This window comes from Anaerospora hongkongensis (genome assembly GCF_004339805.1).
GTDB classification, from domain to species: domain Bacteria; phylum Bacillota; class Negativicutes; order Sporomusales; family DSM-15969; genus Anaerospora; species Anaerospora hongkongensis.
Genome location: NZ_SLUI01000007.1, coordinates 168,596 through 189,666, shown reverse-complemented (window position 1 = coordinate 189,666; position 21,071 = coordinate 168,596). Strand labels below are relative to the sequence as shown.

Genomic DNA, 21,071 nt, shown 5'->3' with positions numbered 1-21,071 from the left:
AGTAGTACATTTGCTAGGCGTCTAGTCACCGTATAAAAGCACTGATGGTATTTATTTAACCAGGAAGCAGCCAAAATATGTATACCTAGAGATTGGCAATGCATCAATGGAACCGTCCCCGTGATATAAAAAAAGGAGCTACACCGGATTAAACCGGTAGCCTGCTCCCCAAAGAGTCTCGATATATTCGGGATTTGCCGGGTTCTTCTCAATCTTCCGGCGAATTTTTTGAATGTGAACCGCTACTGTTGCTGTGTCACCACAATATTCCTCGTTCCAGATGGTATCAAAAATACGTTCCTTGCTGAAAACAATATTCGGGTTAGAAGCCAAAAATAGCAGCAGCTCATATTCTTTTGTCGTCAGCTGTACTTCTCTCGTATCAACAAAGACTTTATGAGAGGCCGTATCAATTTCAAGCCCCTTGTATTGAATGACTTCGTAACTGGTCATATGCCCTCTAAGTCTCTCGTAGCGCTTAATATGTGCTTTGATACGGGCTGTCAGCTCAGCCGGACTAAAAGGCTTGGTAAGATAATCATCAGCCCCAAAGTCTAAGCCTCTGATTTTATCAATATCTTCATTTTTTGCCGAAACAACGATAATGGGTATTTCCTGGGTCTTGCGCAATTCTTTAATAATCTCATAGCCATTCTTGTGAGGCAGCATGAGATCAACCACCACAACATCATAACTGCCTGTTAATGCCTTTTTTAAGCCAGCCAGGCCATCGTGGACAATTTCTACTTTATATCCGTTCAGTTGCAGGTAATCCCGTTCAAGTTCGGCAATATCACAGTCGTCTTCGATAATCAGAATCTGTTTCACTCGCAGCGTTCCTCCTCGGCAGCTTGATCATAAACAGGCAGCAGAATGGTAAAGCAGGTACCCTGGCATCCGGGACTTACAGCCCGAATAGTGCCGCCATGAGCTTCAACAAGTTCCTTGGCAATGGCCAGACCCAGACCTGTACCAGCAATGTTTTTGGGCCGTTCCGTCTCAATGCGGTAAAAACGGTCAAAAATATACGCCAGCTTGTCTTCCGGTATTCCTGGTCCATTGTCCTGTATGTCAATGCCGATCAGGTTTTCCTGCCGGTAAAGCCTCACGTGCAGCACTAAACCGCTCTCCGGGCCATGCTGAACAGCATTGGTCAGGATATTAGTAAAGGCTTGCTGCATTCTCTTGCCGTCCAGCTTAACCGCCACGTCCTCACTCAGCGTATCCAGGTAGTGAAGCTGGATATTCTCTTCTGAAAAATTGAATTGAAACTCTTCCATCAGGTCGCCCATAAATTTGCCAATTGATACTCGCTCATACTGGAGACCAAGCTTTTGCATATCCAATTTGGAAAATAAGAAAAGATCATCAATCAGCTTGTTTAAGTATGTTGCGTTATTATAGATCGTTTTGAAGTATTTGGTCTTGCTTTCGTCCGCAACATTGCCCTCCAGCAGCGCTTCAATGTACCCCTGGATTGCGGTCACCGGAGTTTTGAGATCATGCGAAATATTTGCGATCAGTGCCTTGCGGTTCTCTTCATAAGCAGATTGCAATTTTTCCCCTTCGTACAGTTTCTCCGTCATGTCATTAAACGCATAGATTAGCAATTCCAGATCATTGGGCTGACAATATTCCACTTTAACATTGTAATTGCCTGTTGCCACTTCATCCAGGCCATGCTTAATTTTTTCCATCGGTTTAAATATCCGTTTCTCCAGGCGTAGGAGGAAGAAAAACTGCGCTATTTCTTTCGCAATAATCAAAGCCCCTACAATAACTCCCGTCTCTTTTATCCCTATCCAGCTAAACATTAAGTAAAGGATTAACAGAGAAAACGCCAGACCGACTGGCCGGAAAAAACGGAAATATTTATAGTGGTGCATAAAGTGTCTATGGCGCATTTCATGACGGTGGTGCCACCTGCCATGAAAGCTGCGCTGCTCTGGTCCGGCGGTATGGCGGTTAACTTTGGGGTGCTTTGGATGTCTGAACATACTCCTCACCTGTCATCCTTAATTCTTTGCTGTACGATATGGCAAATTGGGCGCAAATTGTCTTTGCGCCCAATTGCCGTATTAAAACCGCAGTTTTACACGGGTAGTAACAGCCCGGTGCTGGCAGGCTTTTTTGCAGGCACCGCAGCGCCGGCATTTAGCGATTTGGATTTCCGGTTTGCCTTGTGCCGACAATGTTATCGCTCCCACCGGACACGCAGTGATACAGTGCTGGCAGGAAGTGCACCGGTCCTCAAGAATTATATACCGCTTTAGCAGCATTGCTGTTCCTGCTCTTTATCATCAAAAATCACTTCAACACTGCCTCTAAGTGTATGACCTTGCTGGTCGTCCTTCCGGATGCCGCTCACAGAACCTGCTGCCTTTTTGATATTGCAGCTTTCATCGATAACTACTGACAAGGTAAAGTCAAGTTCTGTTAGTCCGCTGAATTCATGGATAAAGCCATGCCCGGAATGCCGGCAGCCGCCGTGTCTCAATCTTTCCTGCACGATTGCTTTTGCTTCATCAGGCAGGTTGACCGAATTAAGCGTTAACACAAGGGTATTGTCTTGATCCTCCGTCACTTCCAGCGCGTTTAATACCCCCAGCATAAACGTCAGTCTGCCGAATTTTTCGCGCATCGTGCAGCCTCTGCCGCCCATTCCATGACCCATCCGATGACCCATCCCATGATGAAAACCGTGTCCCTCATGGCCGCCAAATTTGGCATCCCCGACGGAATGCAGCGTTTTTCCGTCATAGTCCAGCTGTGTGTTTATTGTAGCCTTTCGCTGACCGGTCAGCACATTCTTGGCAAACTGGCTAGTCATCGTAAAAATGCTTGTTTCATCTTTTTTCACATCTGCAGTGAACACACCGCTGATCACTTCTTTGTTCTTGAAAGCTTTTACCACATCATAGAGTATTTTCATTTTGTTCATTATAACAACCTCCTACTCGATTTAAGGTCATTATAATCACAGAATTTAAACCGCCAATAAAGCATTTATAAAAACTTTATAAAAATCCGTAATCATTTTAGTAACACTATTTATTTTCTTTCAGTATACCACATATCGCTTATACGTATTGCGGTCCATTTCCTGCCCGAGCGCAAGGCAGGCAGGTTCTATAAGATATTTTGGCGAATAAACACCATAACAATACCGAAAGGAGCCTGATAATGCTGCAAGCAATGCTGAATCAACTATTTTTCCAAAACAGCGTCTACAGCTATCTGACTGCTTTACTTGTTTTTACGATTGCTGTTTTTACCGTAAAACTGTTTGATCACGCCGTTTTAAACCGCCTTAAAATATGGGCTGAAACCGCAACAAGCAAATTGGATATCTATTTGTTTCAAACCCTGGAAAAGACGCTTCTGCCCGCCTTGTATTTCGGCTCATTCTATGTAGCCGTCCGCAGTCTGACACTGCCTGCCTTACTAAACCGTTCCATTGATATAATCGGCATTATCATTGTAACAATTGCCGGTATCCGGTTTATTATCACAATGGTCGAATATACCCTGCTGTTTTCCATAAAATCAAAGGATCTCAATGACAGAGAGCACATCATTAAGGCAATCATTCCTTTTCTGCGGATAGCGCTCTGGGGTATTGGCCTGGTCTTTTTATTGGATAATCTGGGTTTTCAAATTTCGACCGTTATTGCCGGTCTGGGAATTGGCGGTATTGCCGTAGCGCTTGCCGCTCAGGCCATGCTCAGGGATTTATTCAGTTACGTTGCCATTGTGTTTGACCGTCCCTTTGAATTAGGCGATTTTATTACAATTGACGGTCATATGGGCACAATTGAGCACATCGGTATTAAAACCACCCGCATCCGCAGCCTGGGCGGCGAACAGCTGATTTTTTCCAATTCCGATCTGACAAACTCGCGCATTCAAAATTTAAAACGGATGGAAACACGCAGGATCGTATTCAAGTTCCGGATTCATTATCAGACTTCCAGTCAACAGCTGCGGGAAATCCCGCTAATCGTAAAACAGATCATTGAAAGTATTGCTGAAACCAGATTTGACAGGGCTCATTTCAGCGCCTTAGGTGAATCGGCGCTGCAGTTTGATGTAGTTTACTATGTTTTGGGCAGCGATTATACCTTATATATGAACATCCAACAGGAAATCAACTTAAAACTGAAAGAAGCCTTGGAAGAACGCAATATTAAGTTCGCGTATCCGGCCCAAACAATTTATCTGGAAAAGCCCGAAAGTTATCCAGGCAGCTAACAGTATCAGCCTTAGATGAATACTGTTAACAAGGTAACACCACCCACCCAGCCGCATATACTGGATAAACAAAGTCGTTAGGGGTGCCTGTATGAATAAGCTGAATCGGCAACCGCTAGGCATACGTCCTGATATCCGTGACCAGCTGGAAGTATTTCTGTATACTAATCTTAGTGCTATCGTTTCCAACGACCCGGTAATACTTACCCCCGAGTTTAAAGCATCACTGACTGTCGCCTTAAATAGTGTAGGCGAGAAACATCATCTCTCTTTTCCCAGGGACTTAATGGAACTTCTTGACGTCTTTGTTATCGAAAATGCAAATAAAGACATTTAACAGGCCTGGTGCCGCAAAATGCTTTTTAAAAGCGTTTTGTGGCACCCTTTTTTGTATCGGGCAAAGAAAACCTTGCTTTAATTTTTTTTGGACATTTTGTCTGTAATAAGGCAAAATAAGCTTAGAAGAAATTGACGTGATTTGCCAGTTTGAACGGCAGAACCAAAAAGGAGGAATTCGATGAACCGTCTATTTCGTGTATCGATCATTGCCACGCTTTCCCTGACTATACTGCTGGGGATGCTGCCACTTGTCTGCGCTTCACCGGTAACGACCTCTGCTTATGTAGTTCGTGTTGCTGACGGGGGCACCCTGCAAGTCTACTGGAATGACAATGCGGAAACGGTGCGGCTGATCGCAGTTGATCTGCCGGATAAAACCAGTCCCAACAAGCAGATAAAGGCTAACGCCCTGAAAGCGGAAAAATTTATACGCGAGCAATTAGAAGGCCGCACTGTTTATCTGCAATTTGATATCCAGAGACGGGATAAAGACAATCAGCTGTTAGCCTATGTATGGCTGAATCAGCCAACGGCCGATACCGATGAGGATTTGCGCAGCAAGCTGTTCAACGCGCAGTTGCTGCTGCAAGGGTACGGACGTCTCAAGCCTGAGTCTTATAATGGCAAGTACACGTCATTCCTACAGCGTTACCAGGCTGAAGCGCAGGTAGGCGACAAGGGAATCTGGGATTAATCGTATTTAAATACTGACAGTAACGAGCTTGGAGGAGCAATTTTGAAATTCATCGGCAACTATATACTTATTTTTCTCTTGTTTGCAGCATTTCTGTATTTCTTGCTGCCGCATCTCAGAAAAGACCTGACGAAAGAGCAGCGCCTCCAGAAAGCGCTTTGGGCAGGCGGATTATTTACAGCTTGCCAGCTAATACTCGATCATTTGTTCTAAGAAAAAATCCCCAAGAGCTATTCTCTTGGGGATTTTGAATTATTAATTTTTATTCGACAAGAACTGTGCTTTATTGTTCCGCAGTATGCACAATAGCGAGTGCGACTTTCTCCGGTGACAGCGGCAGATCATAGAACTGGATGCCTAAAGCATCATAAAGAGCATTGGCAATAGCCGAGGGAACGGAAATCATCGGATGCTCGCCGACCCCACGAGCCCCAAAGGGTCCATCGAGCTGTGGATTTTCTATCGTGATAGGTACAAGCTCCAAGGGAATATCTTTCGCTGTTGGGATTTTGTTATCCGTAAACGAAGGATTTAGCAAACGTCCGCTAGCATCAAATTTAAACCCTTCGATTAAAGCGGAACCAATCCCTTGTAAAATGCCGCCGATGATCTGCCCCTCAATTAGCTGCTTATTGATAACCTGCCCGACATCAAAAGCGGAAGCTATTTTCAGAACAGTAACTTCCCCCGTCTCCACATCAACCTCAACCTCTACACCATGAGCGCCAAAAGTCCAGTCCAGGGCCGGAAGTCCCTGACCTGTCACCGGATCAAGAAACGTCAGTCCATCTGCCATATACGTACCACGGGCAACCAGCGGTCCACCTATACCATTACCATTTTCATAAGCATAGCCTAAGGCTATTGCCTTATAAGCAATTCGCCTGTGCGTATGCTGGGCATGGTAAATGTATTCGTTACCATGTACGAGATCCTCTACGGCACAGCGCAGAATCTGAGCCGCTGTTTCTTTCATCTGGGTGATCATATTCTGCGCACAGCGCTTGACCGCATTGCCACCCATAAATGTATATTTGGAAGCAACCGTGGACCAGTCGTAAGGATGGCGGTCCGTATCCGTTTCCCAAACCACTTTGACTTTTTCCAGCGGCATATCCAATACTTCGGCAGCAATCTGCGCCATAATAGTATTTGCTCCCTGACCCATATCCACGACCCCGATCATTAAACGGACAAAACCATCATCATCCATCTGCATAATCGCAGTAGTGGAGGTATTGGGAGGCATAGCCGGAGCTTTTTGTAAACAAGCCAGCCCTTTGCCGCGTGCTTTGCCTGTTTTAAGCGCAGCCCGTCTTGCTTCGCTGGACTGATAACCGCCCCAGCCGATTTCTCTGGCAACTGCCTCCAGGCACTGATCAGGCCGCCCTGAATTTGCATGGATGGACTCTCCGCTAATGGTTACCGATCCTTCACGTAAGATATTTTTCATGCGAAAGACATAAGGGTCCATTCCCAGCTTTGCTGCAATCATATCCATTTGCCGTTCAATAATCCAGTGCGTTTCCAAGTGGCCAAAGCCCCGGTAGGCAGTACTGAATACTTTATTCGTATACAGGGTGCGCGAATGTAATTCCAGGTTAGGGATCTCATAGGGGCCTGCTCCTGAATAAGTAGCTGCTTTTCCTACATTTACCCCATAGTCGGCATAAGCACCACTGTCCCAGTCATAATAAATTTCCACAGCCGTAATCATCCCGTCTCTTTTGACCCCTGTTTTAACCCGTCCGCGCATGCCGGCACGGCAAGGCAGCTGATTGAATTCTTCTTCCCGGGAAGCGGTAATTTTAACCGGCCGCCCCTTGCAGGCCCGTGAGAGTACAACGGCCAGCGGCTCAAGGTGAATCCCGGCTTTACCGCCGAAGCCTCCGCCTACATAAGGAGCAATGACTTGGATGTCGCCTGTGGTAATACCCAAAGCCTTAGCTAATAGCTTGCGAACGCCAAACGGCGATTGCGTGGACGACCAAATTTTCACCTGGTTAGAGCAGGGATCAGCCTGTGCAACCGCCACATGCGTTTCCAAGGGAACGTGAGCAACTGCCGGTAAGGTCAGTTCATTTTCTACAATTACATCAGCTTCGGCAAATCCTTTGATGATATCCCCCTTACATGCTTTATTCCAGCTGGCAATATTTGAATCAGGCTGTGGAAAAAAGACGCCTTTGAGGTATTCCAATTGATTTATATCTTCGTGGACTAAAACTTGGGCTGCCAGGGCTTCGTCAATGGTACTAACCAGCGGCAGCTGCTTATATTCCACTTTGATAAGGGTGAGCGCCCTCTCGGCGGTCGCTTCATCAACAGCGGCCACTGCTGCAACCGCCTCTCCCTGATATCTGACTTTGCCACGGGCCAGCACCCGTTTATCAATCATATACAAACCAACTAAATACGGAATATCTTCACCGGTAAGCACGGCCTTAACTCCTGGCAGGGCCTTGGCAGCAACGGTATCGATTGAAACGATTTCAGCATGGGCGTGTGGAGAATGCAGGCATTTCGCATATACCATTCCCGGCATTTCCATATCAAACGTATAGGATGCCCGGCCACTTACTTTTTCGTGTGCTTCTATGCGCAAGCTGGATTTGCTGACATGACGGTACTGCTTATCACTCACGGCCGCATCCCCCTTTTTCCAGTCTTGCTGCTGATGCAATAGCGGCAATAATCGGCTTATAACCCGTACAACGGCAGAAGTTGCCGGCAATCGCTTCTTTTATTTCCGTCTCGCAAGGATCGGGGTTCCGGTCCAGCAGCGCCCGGGCAGACATTAACATCCCCGGCGTGCAGAAACCACATTGCAGCGCATCATGGTTAATGAATTCTTGCTGTAAAATAGAGAGCTTGCCGTCTATACTTAAGCCTTCTACTGTTGTAATTGCCGCTCCCTGCGCCTCCAGAGCGAGAACAAGGCACGAATTTACCGTAACACCATTCATAATAATGGTACAAGCGCCGCACTCCCCTTCACCGCAGCCTTCCTTTGTTCCAAACAGGCTTAACTCTTTCCGTAAAAAAGCCAGCAGCGTCATGGTTGGATCGATCATTGCTCTTACAGCCTCGCCATTTACGACACAGGCCAAGGGCATTCTCGGTAAGCCTGAGTCAACATAAGCAAAACAATTATCTTTTGCCTGATGTACTTGGCACATTTTCATTCCTCCCCATAACAAGCAGTTCGGTCAGCGCCCGTTTGACCAGAATCCCGGAGATATGCAGCCGGTATTGGGCAGAAGCACGGACATCGGAAATAGGGTTAATAAGCTTACCGGCCTCGCTTCCCGCCTGTCCGGCAAGCTCAGCCGTTAATGGCTTGGCAGTAAGCATCGCCTCAAGCGCTTTCAGACGAATCGGAGTTGGAGCAACAGCTGTCATCGCTATCCGGTATCCGTTATCAGGGGTCCGGCGTATCGCTACTGCGGCAATTCCTAAATCATGCCCCTTAATCCGGGCCTGTTTCAGGAATATGCTGCAATCCTCAGTATCTGCAACATCAGGCAGCGAGATCCCGATCACCATTTCATCCTCTTGCAGAACAGTCTTTTTTACACCGGTAAAGAATTCCTCGCATGCCACTTGACGGGTTCCCCGGCTGCTGGCAATGTGAACGATGGCCTCATATACCAGAAGCGGTGCGGCCAAATCAGCACCGGGGGAGGCATTGCAGATGTTGCCTGCCAGCGTGGCCCGATTGCGCAGTTGATACGAGGCTAACGAATTAGCACCCTGTATCAACGCAATATACTTTTGCTGAATAAAATCAGCTTGCGCTACTTCATTAACCGTTATAGAGGCACCAATGTAAAGTCCGCCTCCTGGTGTATACTCTAATCGCTTCGTCTCCGGTATAGACTTAATATCCAAAATATGTTCAGCCATTACCGCATTTCTTCTAAGCATGACCATTAAATCAGTACCGCCGGCAAGTATTTTAGTGTTGGTGTTTTCCTGCAGAAAAGTGAGCGCATCTTCCAGAACCTGCGGTCGAAAATAATCAAACCTGCTTAACACGCCTCATACCCCCTTATGGTATTGTCTTAGGGCTATTTAAGAAAAAACGCTTAAAACCAATGTTTTTAAGCGTTTTTTCAGTGTTCATACAGCTTTTCTGCTTTTATTCCTCGTCGTAAGCAACAATACGGCAGATAGAAGATTCACCGCCTTCAAAACGCCAGGGGTAACAGCCGACAATTAACCGTTTGTTGAGTACTTTTGTAATTTCACCGCCTACATTTTCAGCATGGATAATATCATGGGGGAACAAATCAATATGCATCAATTGATAATGGTCGTCAGGGAAAATATCAGAGATACTTTTACCATACTTCTTTTGGAAATAGGCTTCACATTCTGCTGCCTGCCTGGGACACCAGTCCCTGATTTTGGTGTTCATCGGATGGTCGGCCGATCCGCAGTCAACGCCAATCCATTTCAATTCCATGTCGTAACACCATTTGGCAAATTCACGGGTAGGCCCGGGATGTTTGACCATGTAGCGGACTTCGTCGCCTTCCGGTTGATCCCAGCCGTATTTCGCATAACCGGTATGGATAATGAGAATATCGCCTTTGCGAACTTCTACCCGGTCGGTAATGTCCTTTGAAGTATAGATCCCATAGTCCTCTGCCATATCACTCAAATCAACAACTACGCCAGGCCCAATGAGATCGGTCAGCGGGATGCTGGCGATATCACGGCCATGTGTACAAAAATGCAGCGATCCGTCCAAATGAGTTCCCACATGGTTCGATGTGGTAATAACCTGCCCATTGGCACCATTGGAGCTAAGACGTTTGAAAAACTTAATTTGCAGCGGCTCATACGTAGGCCAGGGTGGAGTAAGATGACTAAGTTTTTGAGTGAGATCATACATTTTCACTTTATCCCAATTTTTCACCATATCAACATCTCCCCTTATTATTTCTTCATTATTTAAGCCTTGCCGCCAAAGCCAGTATGGCCTTTTCAAAACACTCGGCAGGCGGTCTTACAACCCCGGCGCCTACCTGGCCAATACCAGCTTCTTTATGAGCCATACCGGTATTGATAACAGGCAAAATACCGCTGGCAATGACCTTACGCACATCTATTCCCGTTGCCGTACCGCGGAAATTTAGGTTCGGAATCGAATAATTCTGATTTTCTTCTAAGGTAATTTCGTACATTTTTTGTGAATAGCCTAATGCATCTTCAACAGTACCGCCAACGAACTGTACAATCGCAGGAGCACCGCCCATGGCAAAACCGCCGATGCCGCAGGTTTCCGTAATAGCACTGTCGCCGATATCCGGGTTGGCATCTTCTGCGGTAAAACCAGGAAACAACAGTCCTTCAATCATCTGGGCCGGCCCGGTAAACCAGGTATTGCCGGGACATCCGCTCACTCTGATGCCAAACTCCACACCATTACGGCACATTGTTGTAACCACCGTACTGTTTTCAATGCCATGTGCAGCATCTAAAGCCGCCTTACAGGCAGGCATCGACAAGTTGAGGAAAAAATGGTCATTGGAATTAATAAATTCAACTACCCGAACAATAGCTTCCGGATCGGCACCCGTGCGCAACAGATAAGGCATTATTGCTCGAATAAACATACTGGTGCCCGCCTTGTTGCGGTTGTGGCATTCATCGCCCATATGAATAGCCTGGGCGATCAGACTGCGGATATCGATACCCCCGGAAAGCTGAATAGCCTTTTTTAATACCGGTCCAAGTTCTGTTTCGATCCATTTCAGCCTGTCAATAACTTCTTTACTGTAGGCCCCATAGCGTAATACTTTGCCAAGGCCTTCATTTAACGTACAATAGGCAAAATTGCCATGCGTCTTATTTTCAATAACCTGCACCGGCATTGATGCCGATAAAATACCGGCCATTGGTCCTACGGCATTGTGCTCATGGCAGGGTGCAAAAGAGATCTGGCCTGAAGCAGCCAGCTGCGCCGCTTCCTCCTCAGATTGCGCCATCCCCTCGTAAAGGAGCGCTCCAATAACGGCTCCCTTCATGGGACCGGCCATATTTTCCCACACTACCGGCGGTCCGGCATGTAATATGGTGTTTTGCGTCATTCCGGGAATAACGTTAATTGCTGTCTCGATATCAACCAATACAGGACGGGAATTGATAATGGCTGCAAGCGCCCGGGTATTAGCCTCTTCGATTTTTTCGCAATTTGATAATGTATCGAGTGCTGCCATGAGCTCTTTATTCCCACCGGCAGGCGGCTTCCAGTCCAGTTGCAGTACGGTTGCCCCCTGCGACTCCAGGTCAGCTTTAAAAGTTTCGGCACCAATAGTAATAATCGCAAGTTTGTCGCTGAATAATGCATCTAAGGAGCTCATATTCTTTCCTCCCGCTGTCTAGCAATCATTCCTGCCAAACGGGCTGCCTGCGCATTGCTCGGTGCCAGCGTCACGCCGGCAGCAGCGAGTTTTTGCTCCTGACTGATACGCCCCTGCAGGTCATGCTCAGTCCCACATACATACCCAATGATCTCCAAATGGCGTCCGTCGTACTGTGCAAGCCGCTTTGCTTCCAGAATTGCCGGCAAAGTAGCCCCTGCCGGATCACGATGTGCTCCATATCCAAGCACAAAGTCCAGAATAAGAACAGCGGTCTGAGGATCACGGGCCTCTTGCAGCAAACGCGCCAGGCGCAGCGAGGGCTCAATCATGGGGTGCGGTTTTCCGGCAGTAAAACAATCATCCCCTAAATCAATACAGGAATTTCCCTGGCTGTGATACGGATCATCCAGCCGCTGCTCCCGCTGTTTAGCGATATTTGAGTAGGTTCTCAGCCCATTTGCCTTTATGATTTGCATTGCCTCATCACACAGGGTGCCACCGCAAAACAGCCCCCTTATATAACGCTGTGACTGTGCCATCTTGCCAGCTTTACTTTGAGCCAGTTCCGCCAGCCTTTCTTCATTGCAGCTGGGAGATATATCTTCCCCTTTACTGATGGCAACAGCAACTCTGGCCGTTTCTTCAAGCGTTGGTGCAAAAATGGCTCCCGCCGCTTTCACCTGCGCCGCATCGCCCCCAATGAAACAAATCACTACCGGCTTTGTCAGGCTTTTCACCTGCTCAAGAATTACAGCTGCCACCGCTGCAGCAGGCGGCTTGGAGATCAGGACAATCACTTTTGTGGGAGTATGCCGTTCCAATGCAGCCAGCCCATCGAGCATGGTTATACCGCCCACCGCTTCACTTAAGTCCCGTCCCCCGGTACCAATGACCTGGGAAACGCCGCCCCCAAAGCGGTCAATCAGTACCGTTACTTCTTGTGTACCTGTTCCGGAAGCACCAACAATTCCTATATCTCCGGTGCGAACAGCATTGGCGAAGCATAGTCCAGTTGAATTAATAACGGCAGTACCGCAGTCAGGTCCCATCATCAGCAACTGGTGCTGATGGGCATATTGTTTTAGCGCAACTTCATCTTCTACACTCACATTATCACTGAACAGCATCACGTGAAGGCCATTTTTTAAAGCTTGCCAGGCCTCACGGACCGCATATTCTCCCGGCACGGAAATAATCGCCAGATTCGCTTCCGGCATAGCCTTCACCGCTGATCCGATCGTTGCCGGCTGAAGCTCACCCGCCTGCTTTCTGGCTGTCTGCTTTCTCGACAGCTCTTGTTCGGCAAAACAGACAGCCTCTGTGCAGCTTGCTTCATCTTCTGCCCTTACGGCAATTAATAAATCATTGACACCCGCAGCGCCGACTGCATCAGAATAGATTCCGATACGCTGCAGTAATTCTTTATTCATCTCTGTTGCCATCGATACAACGGCATCCCGTACACCGGCTAAGGCAGTCAGCTTACCTGACAACGACATTAATGCCACAGAATCATGATAGGAATCTTTTTTTACAAGTATTTTTACATCCACTGCATTTCCCCCTCACGGCCTATTTGGGCTAATGCTTTACCAATCTCCAGACCGGCTGTCAAACCTGCCGCCCAGTCAGTACCGGATGAACAGCCTGCTGCCATTACCTTGTCAGCAGCGCGCATCAGCGAATTTGTCGAGCTGCTGGTAAATTCGCGAAGAAATGCACTGATATTTTGCCTGGTTTGGCCGCTGGCTGCTAGTTCAAGCATCTCCTGACTAATAAACGTCGTCTGCTGCCGGGCGGCAGACGCGAGCTGTTGTCCCAGTTGACGGTGCTGCTCACCAAAAGGACTACCAGACATATGAAATACCGTTACCAGCGCCGCACAAAAATCGTCGCCTGACGGGGTAAGTCCATTGCCCAGCCCCAGTAACGAGCGTCCTGCCTGATAAGCGTCGTCCACGTTTTGCTCACGCAAAGCTGTCAGCATCCGCTTTGCCCGTTCCCTAAGACTGACTGCATAAAGGCTCTGCCCGCCATCGCAGGGTGTGCCTGAAATCCATAAATCCCGCAAGCCGCCGCTTTTGCCGCTGCAGCCTATGTAATTTTTCATAAAGCTGAGGCTTTGCTGAAATAACGGCCACTCATTCTGCATGGGAAAACCGGGAATCACCGACTGCCAGGGTACAATAGCAGTAATATCAATGGCTATTCGGCTGACACATAGAGCGCTGTTGCTCACCCAAACGCGGTCGCCGGTACGAATGCCCAGCTGAGAAAAAGGAAGTGCTGCAGCCACCCGGATACTGCGTGGGGCATCATCGTACTGTGCCGCCTGGATACTATATAACCGTCCGTCAGCGGCAGTGATATTTACGGTTCGGCTAAAGATGCTGTGAATACGTCCTGAATAATCCTGCTCAATTATCTTTTTTACAAACGAGCGGTCTCCTGTAAGAGCTTGTAACTGCGAAGCACATCACCTCCTACAGCTGAATAGTATCACAATTCGGAATATTTTTTCCATGGTACAACGCTATAAGCCGTCTGCTTGATTTGTTTGTTTTTTTGTAAAAAAATACAAAAGACCAGCGCTACTTACTCTTTTGCTATTTGCAGCAGCTTAAGCGCAATCTGCAGGTTAAGGCAGGCGGTGGAATCCTCGAGGCTGCAGCCGGTAATCTGCTGAATGCGGTCAAGCCGATACAAAATCGTATTATAATGAACATACATTTTTTCCGTAACTTTTTTCAGCTTGCCATTGCATTCAAAGTAAACTTCCAGCGTTTTTACCAGCTCCGCTCCTTTTTCCTGATCATAAAGCAGCAATTTCCCCAGCATTTCTTCAATAAAAAGATGAAGTTCCTTTTTATCCTGAATATTGCCCAGCAGCCGCCAGACTCCAAGGTCATCATAATAGCAGATATGCTCTTTCGGTGAAATTTTTCTACCAGTCTGGCAAGCCTGCAGCGCCTCCCGGTAGCTGTTCTGAAAGCCTGCCAGTCCGCTTCCCGGCCGGCCGGCACCGATATAGCCGCACTCCACGCCTGCTGCCCGGCCAAAGCGGCTGACCAGCCGCTCATAGATAGCTTTAATTTTTTCCCGTACTTTATGGATTTCTTTGCCGGACCAGCCTGGTGATAAAGGCATAAACATAATAATACAGTCCAGCTTATACCCTACGGCAATATCGGAAAAATGCTCCCGCAACCCCTGGATAATCCGTTGCGCAATAAGCTGATACTCTTCTTCTGTCTCATTGCTGCGGCAATAAAAACAAATGGCGGCCACCACATGAGGCTGCTGCAAATCAATTCCCCAGCCTCTGGCACGTCCTTTGAGATTTTTTTCCTCATGATGCGGGGCGATAAGCAGTTCATTTAAAAATTCATTATAATAACGCTGTTCAACGGAAGCCACTGCCAGCTGATTAACAAGCACCAGCGCCGCTACAGCTGCTGTCCGTTCAATAGTGCCTTCATCTGCGCGCAGCACGGGTGTCTGCGTTTCCAAAACGGTTATGGTGCCATACCATTTCTTGCCCACACAGATTGCTGAACGGAAATAACCGGTCTCCCGTCCGTCAATCCATACTTTGCCCCGCCCCGTACCCGTACCATAACTGCTGTTTTTCTCGATGAATTTTTGGATATCCCGATGCTCACTGTTATATTCAGCGGATGAAACAATCACATCATTAGAAAACGTTTGGATAATCACTGCATTGTTGTTTAAAGCTGCAACAAGCACGTCAGCAATATCCTGCATATTGCCGCCTTCCAGTACGACCCGGTTTAGATGAAGGTGCACTTCGTCAGCACGCTGGATGATTGCCAGCTGCTGATTGCTGATTTCACTGAGAACAGGGTTAATAATATCGGGGAAAGAAACATCATAGGGAATTTCCAGCAAGGGAAATCCATAGGCATTAGCCTGCTCAATCATAATGTCCGGTGTTCTTTCAATATACCGCCCGGGCTTTATGGCCAGACCAGCCAACTTGCGCTCAGCCAGTTCCGGAATAAGCCGGGATTGGGCATTCGTGTCATTACGGATGGAATACACTGTAGTCAGCAATAACTCTCCGGCCCGGGTCCATTCCATAATATCTGGGACCTCCATAATATTCACAGAAGTTACAGCTTTATCAAGACCGTTCGCTCCCGCAATCAGCCGCACATGCTGTAACCCCGGCAATGCCAGCATCTCCCGTAAACTAATCCCTGCACAAGGAATCACTATCGTCCACCACCAATCAATAAGATTAGCTGTTTGTCTCGATTATAGCATAGGCATTGCTAAACCTATGTCGGTTAATGTTGACGATTTTAAACAAAAGCCCGCTTTTAAGCGGGCTTTTGTCATGGCACATAATCTTGTTTAGCTGCCTCTTCCGTACTGTCATTCATCAGCGAAAACATTTCCAGCAGCTTAAACGTCAGGCTGATGAAGATGGACACCAGTGTTGCCAGTGCCATGCCTTTCATTTCTACTGTACCAATTGTAATGTGGGCACCGCTGATGCCGACAATCAAAACGGTTGACGTTAAAATCAAGTTTTTCGCCTTGCTGTAATCCACTTTTGACTCTACCAGCATCCGGATACCGGATGCTGCAATAACACCGAAAAGCAGCATCGAAATGCCTCCCATGACCGGCACCGGGATGCTTTGAATAGCAGCCGCCAGCTTGCCGACGAAGGAAAGAATAATGGCAATAACGGCAGCACCGCCAATGACATAGACGCTGTATACCCTGGTTATAGCCATTACCCCAATGTTTTCACCATAAGTAGTATTGGGAGTAGAACCGAAGAAGCCGGAGAGCATTGTAGACAGGCCATTCCCCAGTAAAGAGCGGTGCAGGCCAGGATCTTTTGTCAGATCCCGCCCGACAATGTTGCCGGTAACCAGCAGATGTCCCACATGCTCGGCGATAACCACCAGCGCAGCCGGCACAATAATAGCAATTGCATTGAACTGGAACTTTGGTGTATACAGCGTGGGCACAACAAACCAGGCAGCATTGGCAATTCCGCTCAGATCAACAAGGCCAAGCGACAGTGACAATGCGTAACCGGTCAAGACGCCAATGAGAATCGGAATAATTGCTAAAAAGCCGCGGAAAACAACAGATCCTAAGATTGTGACTGCTAAGGTAAACAAGGATACGGTTATTACCTGTGGATCAAGTGTTTTAGCGGTAAGACCAGCCATATCGGCAGCTACCGGTGCCAGTTCCAGACCAATAACGGCAACAATCGCTCCCATCGCGGCCGGCGGGAAAACAACATCAATCCACTTCATGCCGACAACTCCGATCAATACGGCCACTAAGCTGAAAACCAGGCCTGCCACAATAAAGCCACCCAGCGCTGCCTCATAGCCATATTGAGGCAGTACAACAAATACCGGCGATAAAAACGCAAAACTTGAGCCAAGATACCCGGGTATCCGCCCTTTCGTGATAAGAATATATAGCAACGTGCCAATACCGTTGAATAACAGAATTGTAGCAGGATTCACTTTAAATAAAATGGGAACGAGAACTGTCGCACCAAACATGGCAAATAAGTGCTGCAGGCTCAAGGGGATTGTTTCTGCTAATGGCGGACGCTCATCTACATCGATAATCCTTCTGGCCATCTCTTCACCGTCTTTTCCTTTTATTTTACTGTCAGTAACCCCTAATCTTGTTGAACATCACCTCCAAAGTGAGTTACAAAGAAAATCGCATAGTTTTTATCTGAATTTTTCAACAAATCATTAAACAACCCTTTGTGTAATTGCCACAAACCCATTCCCCATAACCCGGAGGATTTTGTATTTTTTTTCAGGGCCTTGCATTGCAGCCAACAAAAAAGCCTCAGCCCTTATCCAGGCTGAGGCCGCAAAACTTTACTTAAATTTTAAAACGCTGCACAACCGTTTGTAAATCTTGTGCTAATGTTGCCAACGCTTCACTGGAAGCGGCAATCTCTTCCATAGAAGCCGATTGTTCTTCCGTAACAGCCGAAACAGTTTGTGTCTGCCCGGCAGTATCCTTGGTGATGGAATTAATATCTTCAACTGCACTGATAATTTCTGCACCACTGTCGGCAATTCCCCTAATAGCAGTAGTCATGCTGCTAACCTGCCTGGATACCTCCTCAACCAGCGAAATAATGTCGGTAAATGACTTGCCTGCGGTATTGACAACCGCTGCACCAACCTTTACTTCCTGTGTTCCTTCATTCATGGCAAAGACCGCACTGTCTGTATCGGTTTGAATTTCACCAATCAATTGGGCGATTTGCTTAGCCGCTTCCTGCGATTGTTCCGCCAGCTTGCGAACCTCTTCAGCAACTACTGCAAAGCCGCGCCCCTGTTCCCCCGCCCGTGCCGCTTCAATTGCCGCATTAAGAGCAAGCAGATTGGTCTGGCCGGCAATGCCGGAAATGGTATCAACAATTTGTCCAATCTCCTTGGAGCGTTCACCCAGTTTGCTGACAACTCCGGCGGAATGAACGACTTTGGTCTCAATATTGGCCATCTGGCTGACTGCCGCCTCAATGGCTTTGCCACCCGCTTTAGCGGCATCTGCGGCTTGACCGGAAGTCTGCTCTACAATGGCCACATTTGCTGCCGTATGCTCTATTTCATTGGAAATACGCTTAACAATAGTCGTGGTCTTATCTACTGCCGCTGTTTGCTTCTCTGTGCCTGACGCCACTTCAAATATGGAAGTAGCTACCTGCGTCGCCCCTTGTGCCGACTGCTCGGCACTGATCGTTAGTTGTTCAGATGAAGACGCCACTTGTTCGGCAGCCTGGTTGACCTGCCGCATTACCTCACGCAGGTTACCGGTCATATCCTGAACGGCAATTCCCAGCTGTCCGATTTCATCAGCCGAATGATCGGTTACATCCTGATGCCGCAAATCTCCGTCTGCTACCTGAGCGACACGCTGAACCATCCTGGCTAGACGGCCGGCAATCTGATTGGCAAAATAACGGGTAAGCAGCACGACAATTACAATCGTTACAGCAATAATCCCCAGCATTTTTATGCGGTTGCTGTGTACATCGGCATATACTTCCTGCTCAGGCACCATAACGGTGGTAATCCAATTGCTGGAAGGAACAATCGAAGTGGCCCCAATCATTTCAATACCGGCAGCGCTTTTAAATGCCATCAGCTGCTTTTGCCCGCTCATTGTGGCCTTAATAATTGCGACTTCGCTTAGATCCTTCTGTTCTGTCACAAAAGACTTATCCTGATGTGCGATCGTTATCGCCTTGCCGCCTGCGTTAGTAACAACACTTGCAAATCCGGTTTCACCGGCTTTTACCTGAGAGCGCATTTTTTCCAGGGCATCCAGCTTGATAGCCTGCGTAACAATTCCTTTAAATTTTCCGGTATTATCTTTAATCGGAACAGCAATAATCACAATCGGTTTGCCTGTATCCTTGGAAATCATCACATCACTGATAATTGCCTTGCCTGTTTCCTTGGCACCTTTAAAATGCGGTCTTTCCGCTACCGATACACCGATCATTTTTCCGGCATTAGCTTCAGGTGCAAAATGAGTTAACCGCCCATCCTGATCAGAAATATTCACTGCTTCATACAAGACTGAATTACTTTGTTGTATTGAATTAATGAGTGCATTAATTCCGGCCGTATCACCGGCAACGACCTGCGCATTCGATGCAATTGCCTGCCCAAGCGAAATCTTTTCCTGCAGCATGGCATCAATATTTTCGGCAAAATTATTTACTTGATTCTGTAACTCTTGGTTACTGCCTGCAATTAAGCTTGCCTCCATCCCGGAAAGCATGACAAATCCGGTAATCCCCGTGGCCGCCAGTGTCAGTACTAAAATTAGTGTCACAAGTTTTGCAAAAACAGTTCTTCCCATTTCTGTCCTCCTGTTAGGCCCATTTTATCTTTCCTTTTCAAATTCGACATATTTTTCCAACCTCCTTTTTCACGCCATCCACAAGAAACAAGCAAATCCCTGCAGCCTTGAATCTGCAGGGATCCTATCAATCAGCCAAACATAGCAATTCCCAGTGGCGTAACCAGCAAAGGGTGCGGCGGCACGTGGACCTTTCGTCCAAAAGCTTTGCCGAACTCGCTTTCAAATCCCTGCAAATAAGCAGTGCCGCCAACAACATAAACCGGATAGTCATTAAACTCATCCTGTCCCTCGAGCATTGCTTTTACAACTGTCGCCATTTTCTCAATAACCGGCAGAACAACCGGAACTATTTTACGCTGCTCGGCGGGATTTCGCTTGAGAACTTCGGCTTCTTCAAAGGAAATTCTATAGGCGCCTGCCAATACCAGCGATATGTGTGTACCGCCAGTGGGTTCATCGGCAGTAAAAACCAACTCACCGTTTCGTAAAACAGCGATACCGGTCGTTCCGCCGCCAATATCCACGACAATTCCGTGGGTGATATTAAGCGCTTTTGCCGCAGCAACAGGCTCATCAATTTGACAAACCGGCTCTAACCCTGCTCCTGCTATAACATAGCTGCAGGCCAGGGCATTACGCCCCACCGTACCCGGTGGAATTGCCGTAGCCCCTTTTTCAAGGCTTACCCCTAAACGCGCTTCTACTTCCGCTTTTAACTCCTCAACAATTGCTGTGGCCCCCCGGAAATCAACAACAAGCCCGTCCTTAACGACAGAGGCCCACCGCATGCTGCCCGCAACCGGATTCCCCGCCTGATCAGTTACTACCAAAACGATATCCGCAGTCCCCAGATCAACACCTACTTTGAAGGGTCCCGGTAAATCGGCCACTGTTTTCGTTTCTATCAAGTCATATAGTTTGTATATCTTTTCATATCCTGCCATGACGATGCCCCCTTGTCCCCCATTCATCCATAACCGCAATACAAAACTTTCCCTAAATCGCAGGCAAAATCCTACGCTGGTTATGCTAAATATGTGCCAAGTTATTTTATTTTATTGCCAACTAATTGCACGGAGCAGTCGTTTCTTTCCCAACAGCGTAAATACGATCCCAGATAGGAAGCACTGTTACAGTTAAGAAACTGCTCTGCTTCCGGCGTATTCCGGTATGTATTGCCCTGTTTTTCCAGCAGACCGGCTAACACCAGCCGTTCTAAACAGTTTTTTACTTCGGCTGTATCCCAGTTCAAGTCCTGAGCCAGTTTTTCTGCATAAGAAAAGTCCGTAAGATAAGAAAACAAATTCATTTTAATCGCCATAAACAAAATCTGGGTTTCCTTATAGACCTGTACCATCCGCATAAGCTTGCGGGGACTGTTTGACAAATCATTCATGGTTTTCCCTCCTAAATACCTTGATACACGATCTCCACATTAAGGGGAAAATAAAAGAGCCTCCACGAATGGAGACTCCTCTTAGATACGATACGCAGCATCAGCAGCATAATCCCCT

Annotated in this window: 20 protein-coding genes; 4 read left to right on the top strand and 16 right to left on the bottom strand. The window is 47.4% G+C overall.

Features of this window, described 5'->3' with window-relative positions; translation table 11 throughout:
* Positions 1–138 precede the first annotated feature (138 nt).
* The 4 genes from EV210_RS12010 to EV210_RS11995 all read right to left on the bottom strand — a co-directional run bounded on the left by EV210_RS12010 (position 139) and on the right by EV210_RS11995 (position 2,941).
* Complete coding sequence (locus EV210_RS12010) at positions 139–828, bottom strand: response regulator transcription factor (protein ID WP_132080588.1); 690 nt, start codon at positions 826–828, stop codon at positions 139–141.
* On the bottom strand, positions 825–1,997 hold the full coding sequence (locus EV210_RS12005) for a sensor histidine kinase (RefSeq protein ID WP_132080585.1): 1,173 nt from the start codon (positions 1,995–1,997) through the stop codon (positions 825–827). The genes EV210_RS12010 and EV210_RS12005 overlap by 4 nt, the downstream gene beginning before the upstream one ends.
* A gap of 81 nt (positions 1,998–2,078) precedes the next feature.
* On the bottom strand, positions 2,079–2,279 hold the full coding sequence (locus tag EV210_RS12000; RefSeq protein ID WP_132080582.1) for a 4Fe-4S dicluster domain-containing protein: 201 nt from the start codon (positions 2,277–2,279) through the stop codon (positions 2,079–2,081).
* On the bottom strand, positions 2,270–2,941 hold the full coding sequence (locus EV210_RS11995) for a hypothetical protein (protein ID WP_132080579.1): 672 nt from the start codon (positions 2,939–2,941) through the stop codon (positions 2,270–2,272). Before EV210_RS11995 ends, EV210_RS12000 begins: the two co-directional genes overlap by 10 nt.
* Before the next feature lie 242 nt (positions 2,942–3,183).
* Here EV210_RS11995 and EV210_RS11990 point away from each other — a divergent pair, with 242 nt between their 5' ends.
* From EV210_RS11990 to EV210_RS22645, 4 genes are all read left to right on the top strand, one after another.
* Complete coding sequence (locus EV210_RS11990; protein WP_132080576.1) at positions 3,184–4,251, top strand: mechanosensitive ion channel family protein; 1,068 nt, start codon at positions 3,184–3,186, stop codon at positions 4,249–4,251.
* Positions 4,252–4,342: 91 nt separating this feature from the next.
* Positions 4,343–4,588, top strand: coding sequence for a hypothetical protein (locus tag EV210_RS11985; RefSeq protein ID WP_132080573.1), 246 nt, complete (start codon positions 4,343–4,345; stop codon positions 4,586–4,588).
* Between the two features lie 180 nt (positions 4,589–4,768).
* Entirely contained in the window at positions 4,769–5,284 is a 516-nt protein-coding gene (locus EV210_RS11980) for a thermonuclease family protein (protein WP_132080570.1), read from the top strand.
* Between the two features lie 42 nt (positions 5,285–5,326).
* Complete coding sequence (locus EV210_RS22645; protein ID WP_165898887.1) at positions 5,327–5,497, top strand: hypothetical protein; 171 nt, start codon at positions 5,327–5,329, stop codon at positions 5,495–5,497.
* A 70-nt stretch (positions 5,498–5,567) separates the two neighbouring features.
* On the opposite strand, the gene EV210_RS11975 is transcribed toward EV210_RS22645, so the two are convergent.
* From EV210_RS11975 to EV210_RS11920, 12 genes are all read right to left on the bottom strand, one after another.
* Positions 5,568–7,928 (bottom strand): xanthine dehydrogenase family protein molybdopterin-binding subunit, encoded by a 2,361-nt coding sequence (locus EV210_RS11975; protein WP_132080567.1) that lies wholly within the window; start codon positions 7,926–7,928, stop codon positions 5,568–5,570.
* On the bottom strand, positions 7,921–8,463 hold the full coding sequence (locus tag EV210_RS11970; protein WP_132080564.1) for a (2Fe-2S)-binding protein: 543 nt from the start codon (positions 8,461–8,463) through the stop codon (positions 7,921–7,923). The genes EV210_RS11975 and EV210_RS11970 overlap by 8 nt, the downstream gene beginning before the upstream one ends.
* The gene (locus EV210_RS11965; RefSeq protein WP_132080561.1) at positions 8,435–9,322 is read right to left on the bottom strand and encodes an FAD binding domain-containing protein; all 888 of its coding nucleotides are present in this window, start codon (positions 9,320–9,322) and stop codon (positions 8,435–8,437) included. Before EV210_RS11965 ends, EV210_RS11970 begins: the two co-directional genes overlap by 29 nt.
* 103 nt (positions 9,323–9,425) lie before the next feature.
* Positions 9,426–10,211 carry a cyclase family protein gene (locus tag EV210_RS11960; protein ID WP_132080558.1) on the bottom strand — a complete coding sequence of 262 codons (786 nt, stop codon included), beginning with the start codon at positions 10,209–10,211 and terminating at the stop codon, positions 9,426–9,428.
* A 28-nt stretch (positions 10,212–10,239) separates the two neighbouring features.
* The gene (locus EV210_RS11955; protein WP_132080555.1) at positions 10,240–11,655 is read right to left on the bottom strand and encodes a YlbE family protein; all 1,416 of its coding nucleotides are present in this window, start codon (positions 11,653–11,655) and stop codon (positions 10,240–10,242) included.
* On the bottom strand, positions 11,652–13,211 hold the full coding sequence (gene fdrA / locus EV210_RS11950; protein WP_132080552.1) for an acyl-CoA synthetase FdrA: 1,560 nt from the start codon (positions 13,209–13,211) through the stop codon (positions 11,652–11,654). The genes EV210_RS11955 and fdrA overlap by 4 nt, the downstream gene beginning before the upstream one ends.
* Positions 13,202–13,954, bottom strand: a complete 753-nt coding sequence (locus tag EV210_RS11945; RefSeq protein ID WP_132080549.1) for an oxamate carbamoyltransferase subunit AllH family protein — start codon at positions 13,952–13,954, stop codon at positions 13,202–13,204. Before EV210_RS11945 ends, fdrA begins: the two co-directional genes overlap by 10 nt.
* Positions 13,955–14,253: 299 nt before the next feature.
* Positions 14,254–15,894, bottom strand: coding sequence for a PucR family transcriptional regulator (locus EV210_RS11940; RefSeq protein ID WP_132080546.1), 1,641 nt, complete (start codon positions 15,892–15,894; stop codon positions 14,254–14,256).
* Positions 15,895–16,016: 122 nt separating this feature from the next.
* Positions 16,017–17,300, bottom strand: coding sequence for a uracil permease (gene uraA, locus EV210_RS11935; protein WP_132080543.1), 1,284 nt, complete (start codon positions 17,298–17,300; stop codon positions 16,017–16,019).
* A 256-nt stretch (positions 17,301–17,556) separates the two neighbouring features.
* The gene (locus EV210_RS11930) at positions 17,557–19,554 is read right to left on the bottom strand and encodes a methyl-accepting chemotaxis protein (protein WP_132080540.1); all 1,998 of its coding nucleotides are present in this window, start codon (positions 19,552–19,554) and stop codon (positions 17,557–17,559) included.
* A 131-nt stretch (positions 19,555–19,685) separates the two neighbouring features.
* Complete coding sequence (eutJ, locus tag EV210_RS11925; RefSeq protein ID WP_132080537.1) at positions 19,686–20,501, bottom strand: ethanolamine utilization protein EutJ; 816 nt, start codon at positions 20,499–20,501, stop codon at positions 19,686–19,688.
* Positions 20,502–20,602: 101 nt separating this feature from the next.
* Complete coding sequence (locus tag EV210_RS11920; RefSeq protein ID WP_132080534.1) at positions 20,603–20,953, bottom strand: methyltransferase family protein; 351 nt, start codon at positions 20,951–20,953, stop codon at positions 20,603–20,605.
* Positions 20,954–21,071: the final 118 nt, after the last annotated feature.